Raw genomic sequence first — 18,130 nt, 5'->3', positions numbered from 1 at the left:
CAAACGATCACCCCATCCCGTCTTCCATGAAATCGAAGAGCTCCTGCTGGGCGGGAGCCGGTCCGACCGGCTTCAGTCCCAGCTTGCGGATCATCTGCTTCGCATTCTCCGCGGCGTCTCCTTGCGAGTTGTTGTTGAACAGCAAGGTGACTTGCCTCGCTTGTTTTTGCAATTCCCGGATGCGCGGCACCCATTCGTCCAATTCTTCGTCCGAATACCGCCAAGCGTAGCGGACGTCCCGCCAGTCCGGCAGTCCGGAGCCGTTCCACCCTTCCACGTTTCGTCCGTGAAACCGGACCAGCGCATGCTCCGGATGGGTGACGGCCGGCACCACCGGAATCGAACCTTCCCCGGCCTGCGGTTCGTCGCACACCACATGGATCATCGCATGATCCTCCAGAAAGCGGAGCGTTTTCTCCCGCATGTCCGCCGTGAACCAGGACCGGTTGCGAAACTCCACGGCCAGCGGGAAATCGGCGAAGGCCTCCCTCACCTTGCGCAGATACTTCACGTGTTTGGCGGCACAATCGTACCAAGGAGGAAACTGGAAAAGCATCATCGACAACTTGCCCGCATCCACCACGGGCTTTACCGATTCGGTCATCTCCCGCACAAGTTCCGTCCAGGAACGCTCCGGGGCGTGCCGAGGCCGCCCGTGTCCGGTCAGTTCCCGGTATGCTTTCACCACGAACCGGAACGCTTCCGGTGTTTCATCCACCCACCGTTTCATCCTCTCCGGCGGGGCAATCGCATGGTATGTACTGTCCACTTCCACCACCGGGAAATGGCCCGCGTAGAGTCTGAGCTTCTCCCGGGCCGGAGTTCCCGGAGGATACAGGTCATGATCCCCCCATCCGCAAACGCCCACCTGTACCGGATGCATGCCTGATCGCCTCTCTTTGTCCATGGGCTGTTCCTCTTATTTTATCACAACCAAAGTCCCGTCGCCGTCGGCGCAAGGCTCCCGGTGATGGACGAACGGTCGGGGAAACGGCTACAATAGATTCAGATCAATGATTTTACGATAACGGTGCAGTCATTTTTCCCGATTTTTTTGTCGTTTTTTCATCGGTTTCCCGACATTTCCGTTCCTGTGAGGGGGGCTGACCGTGCGGTCGACCTGGCTGACCATCCAGTCGGATGTCATTCATCAAGTTCGCGAATACTGCCTGGGACGTTACCCGCTTGAAGGATACGGGTTCCTGGCGGGAAAGGGGCCGGTCATCACCCGTTTCTTTCCGATTGCCGGAGAAAGTCCGTGTCCGTGCTCCCTGCAATTTGAACCGCGAGCCTGTCTGGAAACGATCAAAAAGATCCGCGGACAGGGCCTCGACTGGATCGGGGTGATCCACTCCCACCCCTCGGGTGATGCCTGGCCAACCGCCCGTGACCTCGCGGGATGGCACATGGAGCACATCAGCTTCTGGATTTTGTCGCTGAAACATCCCGATTGCCCTCTTCGTGCGTTCTATCTGTCCAACCGTCGGATCATCCCTGTATTCTATGAAATTGTTTGACTTCCTGCAGAGGAGTCTGATTATGCAAACGAATTTCATATCTGCCCTTCATACTGACAAATACCAAATCACCATGATGTACGCCCACTGGAAAAACGGCACCCATCTGCGCCGGCGAACCTATGACCTGTACTTCCGGAAGCTTCCGTTCGGCAACGGATACGCCGTCTTCGCCGGATTGGAACGGGCCGTCCGTTGGCTGGAACAACTCCGGTTCACCGATGACGACATCGAATGGCTCCGCTCCCTGAACGAGCCGTTCGAGCCGGAGTTTCTGGAGTTCCTCAAAACGGTACGTTTCACCGGTGACCTGTGGGCCATGCCCGAGGGAACCCTGGTGTTTCCCGATGAACCCCTGCTTCGGCTGGAAGGTCCGGCCTGCCTGATGCACTTGGTGGAAACCGCCCTGCTCAACTTCATCGGATACCAGACGCTGGTGGCCACCAAAGCCGCCCGGATCCGCCACGTGGCCGGCACCGACACCCTGATGGAGTTCGGAACGAGGCGTGCCCAGGAAGCGGACGCCGCGGTTTGGGGAGCCCGTGCCGCTTGGATCGCCGGGTTTGATGCCACCTCCAACACATTGGCCGGCAAACGGTTCGGCATCCCGGTCAGCGGAACCCACGCCCATTCCTGGGTGCAGGATTTCGACAGCGAATTGGAAGCGTTCCGCGCGTTTGTCGCCGCCTTTCCCGACAACGCCGTGCTGCTGGTGGATACGTACGACACCCTGAAAAGCGGCGTTCCCAACGCCATCCGGGTCGGTCTGGAACTGAAGTCGCAAGGAAAGCGGCTGGCCGGCATCCGCCTGGACAGCGGCGATCTCGCCTATCTGTCCAAACAGGCCCGCCGGATGTTGGACGACGCCGGATTGACCGACACCCGGATCGTCGCCTCCAGTGACCTGGACGAATTCACCCTGCTCAACCTGAAAGCACAGGAAGCCTGCATCGATGCATGGGGAGTCGGAACGCGCCTGATCACCGCCCATGACCAGCCGGCGCTCGGCGCGGTCTACAAGATGGTGGCCAAGGAAGCGGACGGCACATGGCAACCCACCATCAAGATTTCGTCCAATCCGGCCAAAATCACCACCCCCGGCCGAAAGGAAGTCTGGCGCATCATCGACAAAAAATCCGGCAAGGCCAAAGCCGATCTCATCACGGAAGCGGGTGAAACCATCGACCCGTCCCGGCCGCTCCTTCTCTTCCATCCGCTGCAAACGTTCAAACGGAAGAAAGTCAGACATTTCCGGGCCGTTCCGCTTCTGAAGCAGATCTTCCGGGACGGGCAAAGAGTCGGGGACCTGCCTTCCCTGCAAGAGATCCGCAACTGGCACAAACAGCAGCTCTCTCTGTTTTGGGAAGAATATCTCCGCATCCTCAATCCGGAAGAATACCCGGTCGATTTGTCCAAGCGACTGTGGAACACCAAGCAATCCATGCTTCAGCAATTGTACCGGGAAATTCACGGAGATGCGTGAAGTGCCGATCGGGCGGCGGACCGCTTGCCACATGCCGGAACATCCGGCCCTTTTCCCGTGACAGACAAATATAATCCGCACATCGATCCGTCGGATTCCCGATCCCGAACAGGGGTCGGGAATCCTTTTTGTTGGACCAAAAAATCGATGTTACCGACGAATGATTGTGATGGGCACACCATCACAGAAACAGGGGAGAAGCCACCCATGAAAAAATTTCTTCATTCCGTGTTCACCCTCCTGATTTGCGGTTCACTGACGGGGTGTTTTCCCTTCACCAACATTTTCGAGCCCACGCCCGATGAAATCTTTGGCATCCATGACGGGCTCCTGCCGCAATTTGACGTGGCACCGGACGACTCTCGCATCGTCTTCGCCCACAACTCCAAGGGAACCGTCTCCATCCATTCGTCCGATTTGTCGGGCAACGATCCGAAGCGCCTGACCCGTCCGGACAAGCGCTGGGACCATATTCATCCGGTCTGGTCTCCGGACGGAGCGCACATCGTGTTCACGGCCATCAACAAGGGGCGCGACTCCGGTCACCTCATGATCATGAACGCGGACGGAACGGGTCTCCGTCCCTTGACCAAACCCGGGAAGAACCGGATTGACATTTCGCCGGTGTTTTCTCCTGACGGGAAACACATCCTGTATCTTTCGGTCACCTCCGATCTGTCCCGTTCCACACTCTTCATGATCTCCACGGACGGAACGCGGGCGGAGCGGTTGCACACGGGAGACCACGCCGTCCAGGAAGCCGCCTTCTCTCCTGACGGAAAAAAGGTCTATTTCATCCGGGGCCGGCAATTTGCTCTCAATCCCAAGCTTTTCACGATGGAATTTTTCGAGGATAAAGAACAGGATATTTATGTGTTGGATCTGGCCACCCGAAAGACCGAACCGCTGACGTCTTTCACCTCGATCTTCGGTCTGTTCAACCTCACTTTCGGAAACCGTCCGGACACGCTCTTGTTCATCAATGGAGACGAATCGACCAAAATCATGTCCGTCTCCACCAACCCGCCGTACGAGACCAACGGGATCGACAAGAAGTTTCTGCTGCCACCCTTGTACGAACTGGCCGTTTCCCGCCGGTCTCCGGACCTGGTGGCGGTTTCCGCCGAACAGTCATTGCCAAGCTGCATGGCATATGAAATCGGCATCCTGAACCTGCGCACCGGTCAATACCTGGCCGTCACCGACCTGCAATCGGATGTCTCAAATCTTCGCTTCCTGAACAAGAGCGACCGGATCATCTTCGCCGAAGACCAAAGCGTGGCCGGCATGTGCAGTGCCGAGGATGAGTTCATGAAGCCGTCGTACCGGTTTTGGATCATGAACGCCGACGGAACCGATCTGCGGGAAATTCCGGTGCGGGTCAAACAAAACCAATAAAGGGAACTCCGTCCGGGTGAGCAACACTCACAACCACGTCTCAAGCACTCCGGCCAACAGGATTCCCACGTACGTCCCGATCGCATATCCCAGGACGCCGAGGAGCACCCCCGGAGTCACCAGCGAAGTCCAGCGCTGCGAGACGGCCAGCGCCAGGGCGGTGGACGGTCCGCCGACCGCCGCCTGGCTCGCGACGGACAAGGTTTCGATCTCGATGTTCAACCATTTTCCAAACCCGAAAACAATCAGGGCGTGAACGGCCACCAGCACGGTCAGGAACAGGAAAACGGCCGGACCCTTGTTCACCAGCGTGGACAACATCGTGCCGGCACCCATGGTGGCGAAGAAAAAGTGGAGCATCAGGTTTCCCAACTCTTCGCCGCCTCCCCACCGGTTCACCGGAGTGAACCAGGATAGCAGCAAGGCAAAGGTCGTGTACAAGACCACGGCCGGGATGTCAAAGCCGAGCGCCTCGGAGACGACAGGGGCCAGCCATTGGGAAACCGCCACCGCGGTCACGGCCAGCGCGACAAGGCCCGCCAATCGGTGAATCGAGATCTTGCGGGCTTCACCGGACATGAATCCGGTCACGGCCGGTTCCGCCATGGCTTGCTCCCGCCGGCGGATGGACGGATAAAAGCGGACCAGCAACACAGGGATGACGGCGGTGGCCACCATCCAGACGTTGGTCATGATGTTGTCCGCGGCGGCACCGGCGGCATAAATCGAAGCGGACGTGTCAAGTGCCTGTCCCACGGCCGCGTAGTTGACCCCGCCACCGATATAACTGGCGGCAAATTGGCCGCCCAGCTTCCACATCTCTTCTCCGACGGTATCTTTCAGCAGCCAGGCCCCGATGACGGCGCCCGCCACCGTTCCGAAGGAAGCCAGTCCGAAAGCGATCAGGGCCGGTTTCCCCACTCCCTTGAGCGCCCGCAAGTCCGCGGCCATCAGGATGAAGACAATCGCCAGCGGCACGCAATAGTCGGATGCGAAGGTATAAAAGCCGTTGACCGGCCCCATGCCGATATCAATGGAGGGCGGAATGACGCCCAGGTTGACCAGTACCGCCCCGCCCGTAATCACCAGAATGGCCGTGCCCAACCGGTTGAACAAACGATACCGTCGGTCCAACAGGTACGAGACGGCGATCAGAAGCGTGACGACGGCGGCGATTCCTTCGGGACTGTTGACCAAGACTTCATCCGGCTGCAACGCTTTTCCCCCTCTTTCCGTTTTTCTCTACCCGGATGGAATGAACCCGGTGATGGGTTCCATATTTTGTTCTCCGCTTGATGATTTCCTGCCCCAAAAAACCACCCAAAATCCCCCGAAATTTGCCGGACCGTTCCCCGACGGCAGCGGAACGGGAAACGGTCCGATCAAGCAAGGCTCATGCTCACCCAAAACCGGCAATTGCAAAAAAATATTTGGAGTTATTGAAAATAACATATTAATTTGATATAGTAATATTCCGTGTAACGCAAAAATTTTTCACAACGAGGTGATGGTCATGCTGAAAAAGCTTGCTGGTGCCACTGCCGTTTTCATGATGGCCGTCGTCTTCGTCTTCAGTCCAGCGGCTTACGCGGACACTGAGTACGGCCCGGCATCCTGGAGAACGGAAGACGGAAAATACGAACTGACCTTTACCACGACCACCAGTGAAAATGACGTACAAGTTTCCGTTTGGGACCTGTACAAAGTTCACAAAACCAGCGGTGCCCAAAGCTCCACCAATGCAGATTCTTTGCAAGTGCGTCTTTGCAACACATCCACCGGAAACTGCACTGCGTACAAAACTTTTTATGTGGAAAACCATCTCCCTCCCATTTATTACTATCAAATTTTCACGAACATGAAACCGGGTACATACTATGTGGACATTCGCGACAACCTGGCGGATTACTACGTGAAGGGAAAAGTATCTGCCTGGACGAACAACTATTATTGATCAGATGATGAATCAGCTCATGGTCCTTCGGCTTCGGCCGAAGGATTTTTCATTTGTAAACACCACTTGCCGGGGAGCAAATCAACCTCAGCCATGACAAAAAACAAAATAAATCGAACATTCATTTAAACAAAATATTGAACAATAACAGAACATTTTGTGATATATTTTGATTGAAATCAGTTTCATTTCAGTTCCTGATATCTGGGGGGGCTAAACGTGTCCGAAGCGTCCAAGCAGTCAACGAAAGTGTCGTCTTCGCATCCGGACTATGAAAAGATCGCGAATTCAACCGAATTCCGCGAGCTGATCCGGCGCAAAAAGCGGTTCATCATCACGTCCACGGTGTTTTTTGTTCTGTACTATTTCGCCCTTCCCGTGTTTACGGGGTATTTTGACTTCCTGAACACCAAAGTGATCGGTGCCATGAACGGTGCATACCTGTTCGCGCTGTCCCAGTTCTTCATGGCCTGGATTCTCGCCATCGTGTATGTGCGCCACGCCGGCAAACTGGACCTGATCATCGACAAAATCATCCGAAAACACGGGAGGAAACGGAAGTGAACACCGCTTTTGTCCTGTTCGCGTTGATCGTGCTTTTGACGCTGGCCATCACCTGGTGGGCATCCAAACGGACGCAGACCACAACCGATTTCTATGCCGCCGGTCGCTCCATCACCGGATGGCAGAACGGGATCGCCATCGCGGGAGATTACATGAGCGCCGCTTCTTTCCTGGGAATCGCCGGGCTGATCGCCCTCAACGGATACGACGGCTTCCTTTATTCGGTCGGATGGCTCGTTGCGTATCTGGTCGTCTTGATCATCGTGGCGGAGCCGCTGAGAAACACCGGCAAATACACCCTGGCAGACATGCTGGCCCTGCGCCTGAATGAAAAACCCGTGCGCTCCGCGGCCGCGCTGAGCACCATGGCCATCTCCACCTTCTACATGATCGCCCAGTTGGTGGGTGCCGGCGGGATCATCAAACTGTTGCTCGGGCTGGATTATGAATGGTCGATCGTGATCATCGGGGTGTTGATGATTTTGTATGTGGTGTTCGGCGGCATGCTGGCCACCACGTGGGTGCAGATCGTCAAGGCCGTCCTCCTGATGACCGGAACCATCCTGCTGAGCCTGATGGTTCTTTCCCAATTCGGCTTCAGCATCGTCGAAATGTTCAACCAAGTGTCGGTCAAACTGGGACAGGATTTCCTGGAGCCGGGCAAACTGTACGACAACCCGCTGGACAACATTTCACTGGGTCTGGCCCTGCTCGCCGGCACCGCCGGGCTTCCGCACATCCTGATCCGTTTCTACACGGTTCCGAACGCAAAAGAGGCACGCACCTCGGTGGTCTGGGCCATGTTCATCATCGGTTCGTTCTACATCATGACCACGTTCCTGGGCTTCGGAGCCGCCCTGCTGGTCGGACCGGAAGCCGTGGCCGCGGAGGACAAAGCGGGCAACATGGCCGCACCGCTCCTGGCTCAGGCTCTCGGCGGAGACTTCTTCCTGGCCTTCATCGCCGCCGTGGCATTCGCCACCATCCTGGCGGTCGTGGCCGGTCTGGTGATTTCCGCAGCCGGCGCGTTTGCGCATGACTTTTACTCCAACGTCCTCCGCGGCGGCAAGGCGTCCGAAGAAGAGCAGGTGAAAGTGGCGCGCTGGGCTTCCGTCGGCGTGGGCATCGTCTCCATCGTGCTGGCCCTGCTTTCCAAAGACCAGAACGTCGCCTTCCTGGTCGCCCTGGCCTTTGCGGTGGCTGCCAGCGCCAACCTGCCGGTGATTCTGTTCACGCTGTTCTGGAAGCGCTTCAACACCGCGGGGGCGGTGACCGGCATTTTGACCGGATTGATCAGCTCCGTGGTGCTGGTGCTGATCAGCCCCAACCTGATGGAGCCCGAACAAGCGATCTTCCCGCTGAAAAACCCGGCGATTCTGTCCGTCCCGCTCGGATTCCTCGGCGCGGTGCTGGGCACCCTGTTCTCCCGTGAGCAGGCGTCGGCAAAACGGCACACGGAACTGTTTGTCCGCTCCAACACCGGTCTGGGAGCGGAGTGACGCGTTGACGGCCATCGGAACGCTCCCCGACATCCGTCAGCCGGGAGACGCTTCCATTCGCGTCCGGCCGGAAACGGTTTGCTTCGGAAAAAAGAAAGGGATTCTCCGGTCGATTCGGAGAATCCCTTTTTTCGCTTATTCCTTCGGCGGCACCAAGAAGCCGTCTTTGGTGTACAATCCGTTTTTCCGGATCCAGATGTAATACAGTTTCCCTTCTTTATCAAAGCCGAAATAGACCAGATTGTCACCGATCTTGTATTCCAGATATTCCACTTTTACGCCCATTTTGGTTTCGGTGTCATCATTCTCCCTTTGCGGGGTTCCGAAGACCCGCTTGATCTGTTTTTTCGTGATGCCGTAATTCTTCCCTTCTTCTTCTTGGACACTGATGGAAGTGAGGGAATCTTTGTAAAAGTCAAGATTGATGATCCGGTCCTTGAATACATAATACAGCCCTTTTTCATGTTGCTGGTTGTCTTCTTCCCAAATCATCAGATGTTGGTGATACTCGCCGCACCGGCCCGTTTTCACCTCCAGGTAGGAAGTTCCGAGCGGACCGCAATCATAGTTGCCCAAATCCCCCTCGGCGATCCACCGCTGCAACTGCCTGGCGGCCGCCAACCCGTCTCCGGTCGGGATTCGCTTATTGCCGGGCACCGGATGTTCTTTTGCTTTGAATTGCGGCACATTAATGTTGGGTGGCATCGGGAACGTTTGGCTGTCCTCGTAGGAGTAATTCTCCAGTTTCCCTGTTTTGCGATTGTACCAGAACTGCAGCTTGTATTCGGAAATCACGTACTCGTAGTAGGTGGAATCCGTGGCATAGTTGGAGCCTTCGTTGGACTGTGCAGGTTTGCCGAACACCTGTTTCATTTCCTCCAGAGAGGTGGATGCATGCTCGCCGTCCATCACGAACAGCCGCTGCAACCGGTCATTCTTGAACGTGAGCAAGACACTTCTTTTTTTATCCTCATACACATAAAACAGCGACGACATGAGATTTTCGTCTTCTGTCCACCAATGCTTCCATGCGACGGGTTGTCCGCAACGGTTGGTCACTTCGGCCTGCGTGGCTCTGAGGGGGCCGCATTCGAACACGGGAAGTTTTCCTTCCGCCGTCAACCGTTTCATGCTTTCCAGAAACGTCTCCGGTTTCTCTTCCTCGAACAGGGAACGAACCCATTGATTGGTCTCATCTTCATAGGCGGCGAGCAAAATGGTCATGGTCACCGGCAACACGATGATGGTGAAGAACCAGGAAACGGCTTTGATCATTCTCTTTTTGCGCTGATTCGCCTGCGATTCTTCTTTCGTTTTTCTGGACGGGATGACCGGCTCGTTCTCCAACATTTCTTCCGCATCCTGGTTCAAGGGATCCTTTTCCTGTTCCAGAGGAACATGTTCTTGAACTTTGTCGTCCATCGTTCCGCTCTCCTTGAAAAATACTTCATCTAAAAAAATCAATAATTATCATAACAAATACAACCATTATATGAAATGACTTTCTTGGCACAAAAAAAGACCTCGAAAGGTCTTCGCATGCGATGTCCATCAGCCGGGGAGCCGGCGCCATGTCAAAAATGCGCCCGACAGCCCCGGTCATGATGGTTTGAGAATTTTTGTGAACAACGTCCGGACAAGGAGAGCGATCCTGACCGACGGTGACCGTTCAAGTCGTCGGTTTCTCCCTCATTCGCAACCGGTACAGACGCCAGAAGTGGCTGATGATCACTTTGGCCACGGCATAGGCCGGCACTGCCAGCAGGAGCCCGAGGAATCCGGCCAGACTCCCGGCCACCAACAGCAACACGATGATGGTGAGCGGATGGATGTGCAGGCTTTTGCCCATCACCATCGGCGAAACGAGGTTTCCTTCCAGCTGCTGGGCGATGATGGCCACCACCACCACCTTGATCGCCATGCCGGGGGAAATGGTGAATGCGACGATGATCGCCGGAATCACTCCGATCAGCGGTCCGACCACGGGGATGACGTTGGTCAGCATGGCGAGGAGAGCGAGCAGCAACGAATACTCCAAACCGATCACCAGATAACCGATATACACGATCAGGCCCACGAACATGCTGACCGTCACCTGTCCCTTGATGTAGGAGCTGAGGGCTTGATCCATGTCCCGCAGAATGCGCATTCCCTCTTCCCGTTCCCGCTCGGGAAGAATCCGGAGAAGCAGCGGGGGAAATTTCTCCCCTTCTTTCAGCATGTAGTAAAGGATGAACGGGACGGTCACGAAGACCACCACGATATTGGCGATCACCGAGAAAAATCCGGCGACGTTGGACAAGATGGACCGGTAACTTTCCTTGAACCATTCCGTGGTTCCGTCCATCACCTCATTCCAGTTGACGTACTTCGCCACCCAGGGATGGTGACTCCATTCAAGCCATTTGCTCTTCGCCGTTTCGATGATGGCGGGAAAATTGAGAACCAACTTGTCCAGCTGCTCTTTGAGCGGGGGACCGATGACAAATCCGAGCGCCGTCAGAACGCCGGCAAACAGCAGGTAGATCAGCAGAATCGCCGCCACCTTGGGCACTTTCCACCGTTGCAGCCCGCCGACGATCGGACGGAACAGGTAGTACAGCACGCCCGCGAGCAGAAAAGGGAAAAAGAGTGTCTGGACGAGCACCGTCACCGGTTTGAACAGAAAGCTCACTTTCTGTCCCAAAAAAACGATCAGCAGAATCAGGATGATCCCGTATCCGATTCGAAACAGCCTGGTCTGCGGCACGGATCCTTCCTCCTTTCAGAACGGATCATGAACAACACGCACATTCACGCCTGAAACAATCCGTCGTCAGACCCGGGACCGGCCTTGGCTTTCCTTCGAAGTGGCCGGCGGTTTCTTTTCCCGGACCTTGCAAAGCGAAGCATTGATGAGCCCCCCGAGAATGAGCACCAGGGCCGTGAGATAAAACCAGATCACCAGGATGATGATCGTCCCCAGGTTCCCGTACACGAACGAATAGTCCGTGATCTTCGTCACATAGTAGGAAAATCCCCACGAGCTGACCTGCCAGCCGAACGTCGCGAACAGGGAGCCCGGCAGCGCCTGCCGGACGGTCACCCGGGTGTTGGGAGCCAAGGTGTACAGCACCAAAAACACCATCAGCAGCGTGAAGCTGCTGAGCACCCACCGGATCCACGGCCACGCCGCTCCGTAAAACCAGGCGCTGACGCCGAACCACCTGAACACATGCTCTCCCACCATTTTCCCGAACACGGACAAAGCCAGTGTGACGGCCAGGCCGACGAGCAGACCCACCATCAGAAAAAATCCCAGCATGGCTTCTTTCCAGAACGGCCTGTCCGTTTTGACCCCGTACGCGCCGTCCAGAATCCGGATGACCGAATGAAACGCGTTCAGGGCCAGCCAGACCGTCACCACCAGCGAGAACGACAAGACGCCGCCCCTCCGCTCATCCAACACCTCCGTCAGGCTGTCACGCAAAAATTCGTATGCTTCCGGCGGTGTGTACGGCTCAATCGCCGACAGCACTTCCAGGCTGGAAACGGGCAAGTAAGCCAGCATGGTCACGGCGAGCAGCAGAAACGGGAAAAAAGAGAGCAGAAAATAATAGGCAAGTTGTGCGGACAGATCCAGCACGCGATATTCCCACAGACGTACTTTCAATTCCCTGAAAAAAGACGATACCAACATGGGTTCCTCCGGTTTGGCAAGAATATAAGTTCTTCCTGTTATTGTTATTGCCCTCCCGTCCGTTGCTTCGTACAAATTTCAAACAATCCTGATGATGCACGAATGCCTCCGGTCCTCCTTCGGCTTCGTTATGCACATCCTATGTCCCGCCCGACCCGGTCACGGAACCGGGCTTTTCGTCTTGACGTCGGCTTCCGCATGCACCTTGGATGGCTGCAGGACAACCATGGATCCGCTGATCCGGCCCCTGAAAATACACATTCCAAATTTTTTTAAAACGTTGTAATATAATAAAGAATCAGTGCAACAAGAGGTGATCGGCACATGCGGCAACTCGCCTTGCACGAAATGGGTGAAGTCATCCGAAAAGTACGGAAAGAGCGGGGGCTCCGCCTGGAAGACCTGGCCGACGAAAACATTTCACCCGCCACGGTGAGCAACATCGAGCGAGGAGTCACCCATGTCAGTCCGGAAAAGATTACATACTTGCTGGAAAAACTCAACCTGCCGATCCACAAGCTTCCCGAAATGCTGTACCGGGAACAGGAAGAACTCAAGAAAATGAGGCTGGAACTGCTGGCGGTCTCCACGCTCCTGAAGACCGGCCATGTGGAAGAAGCGCTGCGGCGTCTGGAAGAATTCAGCCTGGATGACCACCATCCGCTCGCCGCCCAGGTTTTGTACGTGAAAGCGGAATGCTTGATGGAAAAGCGCAAATGGAAGCAGGCGGAACGCACCCTGTTCAACGTCCTGCGCATCGTCCAGCAGGGACACGGCAAGGAGTCCAACATGGAAGCGGCCGCATACCTCCTGTTGGGCGTGGTCCGTTCCCGGCAAAACGACCTGGAACAGGCTCTGGAATACACGAACAGCGGGATCAAGTCGTATTCCCCGCAAGGTGACAACAAACACATCAAAAGTTTACTCCACAGAAACAAGGGTGTCTATCTCCTGCGCCTCGGACGCGTGGCGGAAGGCCTCAGGTTGGTGCAGGAAATCATGGACCGACCGGGAGAACCGGATGATCTCGAAACCCTGCTGTGCTTTCATTGGTTGAAGGCTGAATTTTCCCGCCTTTCCGGTCTTCTGGACGAAGCGGCGGAAACCGCGATGAAGGGCATTGACATCGCCGGAAGAAACCGGGCCCATGGCAGCCTGTGCGATCTTTGGACCGTCCTGGGCAGCGTGTATGCGCTGAAAAAAGAGTACGACCTGGCCGAAACCTCCTTCCGCATGGCCTTGCGCATGGAGGGCTTGTTCCCGGATGACCGGCGGCTGGTGACGGCTTACACCCGCCTCGGCCAACTGTACATGACGACCGACAAGACCGACGAAGCTTGCAAAACGGTGAAAACCGCCGTCAAATATGCCGAACGGTTCCAGGAACCCGCCCCTCTCTGCCACTCGCTGACCCTCCTCGGCGACCTTTACCTGCAAACGGGTCGCCCGGACGAGGCACAAAGCACCTATCGAAAAGCGTTGGACGTGGCCGTCAAACACCGCTTCACAGACCGGCAATTCCGGCTCTGGCTCCGCCTGGCCCGTTGTTATGACGGGAGAGACGAGCAAAAGTTTCAGGAATGCATGAGGAATATGTATAATTCCAAAAAAGATTTCCAATCATGCGAGGAAAGAATCTTCGATGAGTGTTGGTGATCCGCGCTCATAAAAACACCGGTGCCGTTCCCTGTCGTTGCATTCCGACAGCACCCGCAGGAAACGGCACCGGCTTCCCGCCGATTCGACATCACTCCGGACGGAATCGTTGAGTCATCCCGTCTCAACCCTTCCGCTCATGGTGCGTCTCCATTTTCATTCCCGCTTCATGGTGAATTTGACAATGACGACGGAAGGATCGTCCGGCCTCTTGAACAACACCTGATAATACCCTTTTTCCTCAATGGTCCATGTGTGGCAATCCGTCCATTCGTTGTTGTCAATCGTTGTTTTGGCTTCCGGTTGAAGGGTTTTCGTTTTGTTGAGCAAGGTAAAGGTCAATGTCCGGTCGGCCGGTGAGCCGATGTGATCAAACCCCGTCGCACATACCCGGATCTTGTCCCCCGGTTCCGCGCTGAGGTACGCCTTGGTCGGCTCATAGGGCCCTTCCATATTGAAATGACCCGACTGGAAATGAGTGGTTCGCTGCAAGGATCCTTCATTTGACACGTTTCCAGAGCCGGCAGACGGTTCCCCATGCACACGGGAAGTTTCCTGGTTATCGGAAGACGGCTGGGTCATTGGATCCACAACAAACTTCTCCGCAACCAATACGATCAATCCCACCAACAATGGTATCCAAAACAGATGGATCCAATTGTTTCGCACCTTCTCCGTTTCCGGCTGTTCTTTTGGTTGATCAGGAACCGGAACCGTTTTGAACTTCATGGCATTCCTCCTCGATCGGCATATCGCAACATGATGAGAGATGATTCTTGTAAATCAATTTAACAAAATTTATTAATATTTTCCATGCCTTCAGACACGCGTCCTCCCACCCTCTTCCGCTTTTGGGGGATCTTTTGTTTGTGCTATACTTTGGGTTGAGTGACTCATGTCCAATCCCCGCTGGAAAGGATGCCAACGCGATGAAGGAAATGAACGCCTACGAAATCATTGAGTTCATCCAAAAGAGTGAAAAGAAGACCCCGGTGAAAGTTCACCTGAAGGGGCAGCTGGAAGGCATCGACTTCGGCCCGGAAGTGAAATCGTTCATCTCCGGCGGTGTGGGAGTCGTTTTCGGCGACTGGAAGCACATCCAGCCGGTTCTGGAAGCCAACAAGGACAAGATCGATGACATGGTGGTGGAGCACGATCGCCGCAACTCCGCCATTCCGCTCCTCGACACGAAACATCTGCGGGCGCGGATCGAACCGGGCGCCATCATTCGCGATCAGGTGGAAATCGGTGACAATGCCGTGATCATGATGGGAGCCGTCATCAACATCGGAGCCGTGATCGGCGAAGGCACCATGGTCGACATGAACGCCGTGATCGGCGGCCGGGGCACCATCGGGAAAAACTGCCACATCGGTGCAGGCGCGGTGATCGCGGGTGTGATCGAACCGCCGTCCGCCACCCCGGTGATCATTGAAGACGACGTGACCGTCGGTGCCAACGCCGTCATCCTGGAAGGTGTGCGCGTCGGCAAAGGATCGGTGGTTGCCGCCGGTGCCGTGGTCACCAAAGACGTGCCGCCGAACGTGGTCGTCGCCGGAACTCCGGCCCGCATCATCAAGGAAATCGATGACAAGACGCGTTCCAAAACGGAAATCATTGCGGCTCTGCGCGACCTCGACTGAGCGTCCGGTGGACGCACTCGCAACTCGGCCCTTCGGGGCCTTTTTTGCAACATTTTGCCCGAAGGAGATTCCCGCACATGACCGACTGGATGAGCCTTGACCAGGCCTTTATCATGCGCACGGTAAACCGCTGGCCGATTGCGGTTGAACGGGCGGAAGGCAACTATCTCTTTGACGTCAACGGGAAACGGTATTTGGATCTGTTCACGGGACTGGCCGTCAACGTGCTCGGCCACGGCCATCCCCGCATCCTGCAAGCCCTGGAGGAGCAGGGGAAAAAGTTCCTGCACATCTCCAACCTGTTTTTGAATCCGCCCGCCATCCGCCTCGCGGAGCGATTGGTCAAGCTGACACTGGGCACCGGAAAAGTGTATTTTGCCGGTTCGGGGGCGGAAGCCACCGAAGCCGCCGTCAAACTGATTCACAAATGGGCGGCCCGCGAACGAAACGGCCGGGAAGGGATCGTGGTGGTGAAAAACAGTTTTCACGGCCGGACCCTCGGCGCCATGCGCCTGACCCGCCAGCCGGACGTGTACCAGGACTTCCCGCAGCCCGATTTTCCCGTGTACGAAGTGGAAGTGAACGACACGGATCAACTCCGGGAATGGTTCGACACCCGTCGTCCCGCCGCATTTCTGGCCGAACCCATTCTGGGGGCGGGCGGCGTGGTCTCCCTGACGGAAGAATTCCTCACCACCGCCGCCGAACTGTGCGCCCGGGACGGAGCTCTTTTCTGCATGGATGAAATCCAGACGGGCATCGGCCGGACCGGCACCCTGTTCGCTTTCCAGCACTTCGGACTGAAGCCGGACTTGATCCTGTTCGCCAAAGGCATCGGCGGAGGCCTTCCTCTCGGCGGGGTGATCGCCGGCGAAAAAGCGATGGATGCCTTCAAACCGGGAGACCACGGCACCACGTTTTCCCCGTCTCCGCTCAGCAGCGCCCTCGGCAATGCCGTATTGGACGCTCTCCTTCAAGACGGATGGCTGGAAGAGGGAAAACGTCGCGCCGATGAACTGTGGCGGGAGCTTCACGCCCTTCAGCAGCGTCTGCCCGAAGTTTTTTCCCACATGGACGGACGGGGCATGATGATCGGCATCCGGACCCGTCTGTCCAAAGAGCAGATCCTTGAACTGCACCGGGCCCTGATGGACGACGGCATGTTGGTGAACATGACGGCCGGAACCGTGATCCGCCTACTCCCGCCGCTCACCCTGACTTCGGAAGAAATCGGCCTGTTCGTCCAAACGCTGGAACGGCACGTTCGCGAACGATTCCTGTGACGAAAGGAGGGAACCCCTCATGACCATGGCCACCCCGGACACTTTTGTGGAACTCCGCCGGAAATTTCACCGCATTCCGGAGCCGGGATTCAAGGAATTCAAAACACAGGCGATGATTCTGGAGTACCTGGCCACGCTCCCCGAAGACCGCGTGCAGATCCGCACCTGGCAAACCGGCATTCTGGCACTGGTTCCCGGCACGGCTCCCCGGCGGCGCATCGCCTGGCGGACCGACATGGACGGCCTGCCGATTCCGGAAGAAACGGCTTTGCCGTTCCGCTCCGAACATGAAGGTTTCATGCACGCCTGCGGCCATGACCTTCACATGGCGATTGCCTTGGGCATCCTGACTCATTTTGTCCATCATCCGATTCAGGACGATCTTCTGTTCATTTTCCAACCGGCCGAAGAAGGTCCCGGCGGAGCGGAACCGATGATGCAAAGCGAAGAATTCAAGGCCTGGAAGCCCGATCTGATTTTCGCCCTGCACATCGCCCCTGAATATCCGGTGGGAACCATTGCCACACGGCCCGGCATCCTGTTCGCCAACACCTCCGAACTGTTCATCGAACTGGAGGGAACGGCCGGTCACGCGGCCCGGCCCCATTTGGCCAATGACATGGTGGTCGCCGCCTCCCAGCTGGTCTTGCAGCTGCAGACCATCGTTTCCCGCAACATCGATCCGCTCGACGCGGCCGTCATCACCATCGGGGAACTTCACGCCGGCACCCGGCAAAACATCATCGCCGAACACGCCAAATTGGACGGCACCATCCGCACCCTGTCCATGGAATCGATGGACAAGATCAAGAAGCGCATCCTTCAATTGGTGCAGGGCATCGAAGCGGGATTTGATTGCAAAGCCTCCGTCGATTGGGGATGCATGTACTGCGAGGTGTACAACCATCCGGAAATCACCCGCCGCTTCATGGATTGGGCGGCCGACGTGCCGGGCATCAGCCTCGTGGAATGCCGGGAAGCGATGACCGGAGAAGACTTCGGCTACTTTTTGAAAGACATTCCCGGATTCATGTTTTGGCTGGGCGTTGCCACCCCGTACGGTCTGCACCATCCGAAAATCAATCCGGACGAGCGTGCCATCGGCATCGCCATCGACTTGATGATTCGCTGGTTTTCCCGTCTGGCGGACCAACCGGCGGAGGCCTGACCGGATCCCACAAATCCCGTCAGCAAAAAAGACACCCTATTTTCCCCATGCCGACAAGGCGTGAACGGAAAAAAGGGTGTCTTTCGGTTTGGCTTCCATGGCAGCCTGCACCTCAAACCTTCACGGCTGCGAAACCGCCCCGGACCCTCCGCGAGCCCGGGAAAGTCGGAGCAGGGTTTCATCGAACCCTGAGCACTGAGAAAGAAGAGCACTGAGCACTGGACACTGAATCCTGAACACTGAAACCATCGGGCCGAATGGTGTCTGTGGGAGTGAACACCTTCGA

At 56.3% G+C, this 18,130-nt stretch carries 16 protein-coding genes; 10 read left to right on the top strand and 6 right to left on the bottom strand.

Annotation, left to right across the window (positions count from 1 at the left end):
- Positions 1-7: 7 nt before the first annotated feature.
- Entirely contained in the window at positions 8-883 is an 876-nt protein-coding gene (locus EG886_RS02155; RefSeq protein ID WP_124728623.1) for a DUF72 domain-containing protein, read from the bottom strand.
- Between the two features lie 226 nt (positions 884-1,109).
- Between EG886_RS02155 and EG886_RS02150 the strand changes: the two genes are divergently transcribed.
- The 3 genes from EG886_RS02150 to EG886_RS02140 all read left to right on the top strand — a co-directional run bounded on the left by EG886_RS02150 (position 1,110) and on the right by EG886_RS02140 (position 4,398).
- Positions 1,110-1,517, top strand: coding sequence for a M67 family metallopeptidase (locus EG886_RS02150; protein ID WP_164491596.1), 408 nt, complete (start codon positions 1,110-1,112; stop codon positions 1,515-1,517).
- A 22-nt stretch (positions 1,518-1,539) separates the two neighbouring features.
- A complete protein-coding gene (locus EG886_RS02145; protein WP_124726592.1) occupies positions 1,540-3,000 on the top strand; it encodes a nicotinate phosphoribosyltransferase in 1,461 nt (486 codons plus the stop codon).
- 207 nt (positions 3,001-3,207) lie between these two features.
- The gene (locus tag EG886_RS02140) at positions 3,208-4,398 is read left to right on the top strand and encodes a TolB family protein (RefSeq protein ID WP_164491595.1); all 1,191 of its coding nucleotides are present in this window, start codon (positions 3,208-3,210) and stop codon (positions 4,396-4,398) included.
- Positions 4,399-4,425: 27 nt separating this feature from the next.
- Here the strand turns inward: EG886_RS02140 and EG886_RS02135 are convergent, their stop codons facing one another.
- The gene (locus tag EG886_RS02135; protein WP_124726590.1) at positions 4,426-5,613 is read right to left on the bottom strand and encodes a DUF819 family protein; all 1,188 of its coding nucleotides are present in this window, start codon (positions 5,611-5,613) and stop codon (positions 4,426-4,428) included.
- Positions 5,614-5,911: 298 nt separating this feature from the next.
- Between EG886_RS02135 and EG886_RS02130 the strand changes: the two genes are divergently transcribed.
- From EG886_RS02130 to EG886_RS02120, 3 genes are all read left to right on the top strand, one after another.
- Entirely contained in the window at positions 5,912-6,352 is a 441-nt protein-coding gene (locus tag EG886_RS02130) for a hypothetical protein (protein WP_124726589.1), read from the top strand.
- A 219-nt stretch (positions 6,353-6,571) separates the two neighbouring features.
- A complete protein-coding gene (locus EG886_RS02125) occupies positions 6,572-6,916 on the top strand; it encodes a DUF485 domain-containing protein (protein ID WP_241154345.1) in 345 nt (114 codons plus the stop codon).
- On the top strand, positions 6,913-8,415 hold the full coding sequence (locus EG886_RS02120) for a solute symporter family protein (RefSeq protein ID WP_124726588.1): 1,503 nt from the start codon (positions 6,913-6,915) through the stop codon (positions 8,413-8,415). Before EG886_RS02125 ends, EG886_RS02120 begins: the two co-directional genes overlap by 4 nt.
- 135 nt (positions 8,416-8,550) lie before the next feature.
- Here EG886_RS02120 and EG886_RS02115 read toward each other — a convergent pair whose 3' ends face one another.
- The 3 genes from EG886_RS02115 to EG886_RS02105 all read right to left on the bottom strand — a co-directional run bounded on the left by EG886_RS02115 (position 8,551) and on the right by EG886_RS02105 (position 12,091).
- Entirely contained in the window at positions 8,551-9,837 is a 1,287-nt protein-coding gene (locus EG886_RS02115) for a DUF4309 domain-containing protein (RefSeq protein ID WP_124726587.1), read from the bottom strand.
- Positions 9,838-10,084: 247 nt separating this feature from the next.
- Entirely contained in the window at positions 10,085-11,164 is a 1,080-nt protein-coding gene (locus tag EG886_RS02110) for an AI-2E family transporter (RefSeq protein WP_124726586.1), read from the bottom strand.
- 66 nt (positions 11,165-11,230) lie between these two features.
- Positions 11,231-12,091 carry a YihY/virulence factor BrkB family protein gene (locus EG886_RS02105; protein WP_164491594.1) on the bottom strand — a complete coding sequence of 287 codons (861 nt, stop codon included), beginning with the start codon at positions 12,089-12,091 and terminating at the stop codon, positions 11,231-11,233.
- Between the two features lie 327 nt (positions 12,092-12,418).
- Here EG886_RS02105 and EG886_RS02100 point away from each other — a divergent pair, with 327 nt between their 5' ends.
- On the top strand, positions 12,419-13,750 hold the full coding sequence (locus EG886_RS02100; RefSeq protein ID WP_124726584.1) for a helix-turn-helix domain-containing protein: 1,332 nt from the start codon (positions 12,419-12,421) through the stop codon (positions 13,748-13,750).
- Between the two features lie 156 nt (positions 13,751-13,906).
- On the opposite strand, the gene EG886_RS02095 is transcribed toward EG886_RS02100, so the two are convergent.
- Positions 13,907-14,203, bottom strand: coding sequence for a hypothetical protein (locus EG886_RS02095; RefSeq protein ID WP_124726583.1), 297 nt, complete (start codon positions 14,201-14,203; stop codon positions 13,907-13,909).
- 476 nt (positions 14,204-14,679) lie between these two features.
- On the opposite strand from EG886_RS02095, the gene dapD reads away from it, so the two are divergent.
- The 3 genes from dapD to EG886_RS02080 all read left to right on the top strand — a co-directional run bounded on the left by dapD (position 14,680) and on the right by EG886_RS02080 (position 17,844).
- Positions 14,680-15,393, top strand: a complete 714-nt coding sequence (gene dapD / locus EG886_RS02090) for a 2,3,4,5-tetrahydropyridine-2,6-dicarboxylate N-acetyltransferase (protein ID WP_124726582.1) — start codon at positions 14,680-14,682, stop codon at positions 15,391-15,393.
- Between the two features lie 77 nt (positions 15,394-15,470).
- Positions 15,471-16,676, top strand: coding sequence for an aspartate aminotransferase family protein (locus EG886_RS02085; protein WP_124726581.1), 1,206 nt, complete (start codon positions 15,471-15,473; stop codon positions 16,674-16,676).
- A 25-nt stretch (positions 16,677-16,701) separates the two neighbouring features.
- Complete coding sequence (locus EG886_RS02080) at positions 16,702-17,844, top strand: N-acetyldiaminopimelate deacetylase (RefSeq protein ID WP_124728621.1); 1,143 nt, start codon at positions 16,702-16,704, stop codon at positions 17,842-17,844.
- Positions 17,845-18,130 lie beyond the last annotated feature (286 nt).

The organism is Staphylospora marina, from assembly GCF_003856495.1.
Taxonomy (GTDB): domain Bacteria; phylum Bacillota; class Bacilli; order Thermoactinomycetales; family Thermoactinomycetaceae; genus Staphylospora; species Staphylospora marina.
Note: the sequence above shows the minus strand (reverse complement) of the source record. Positions and strands in the feature narration are given on the sequence as shown.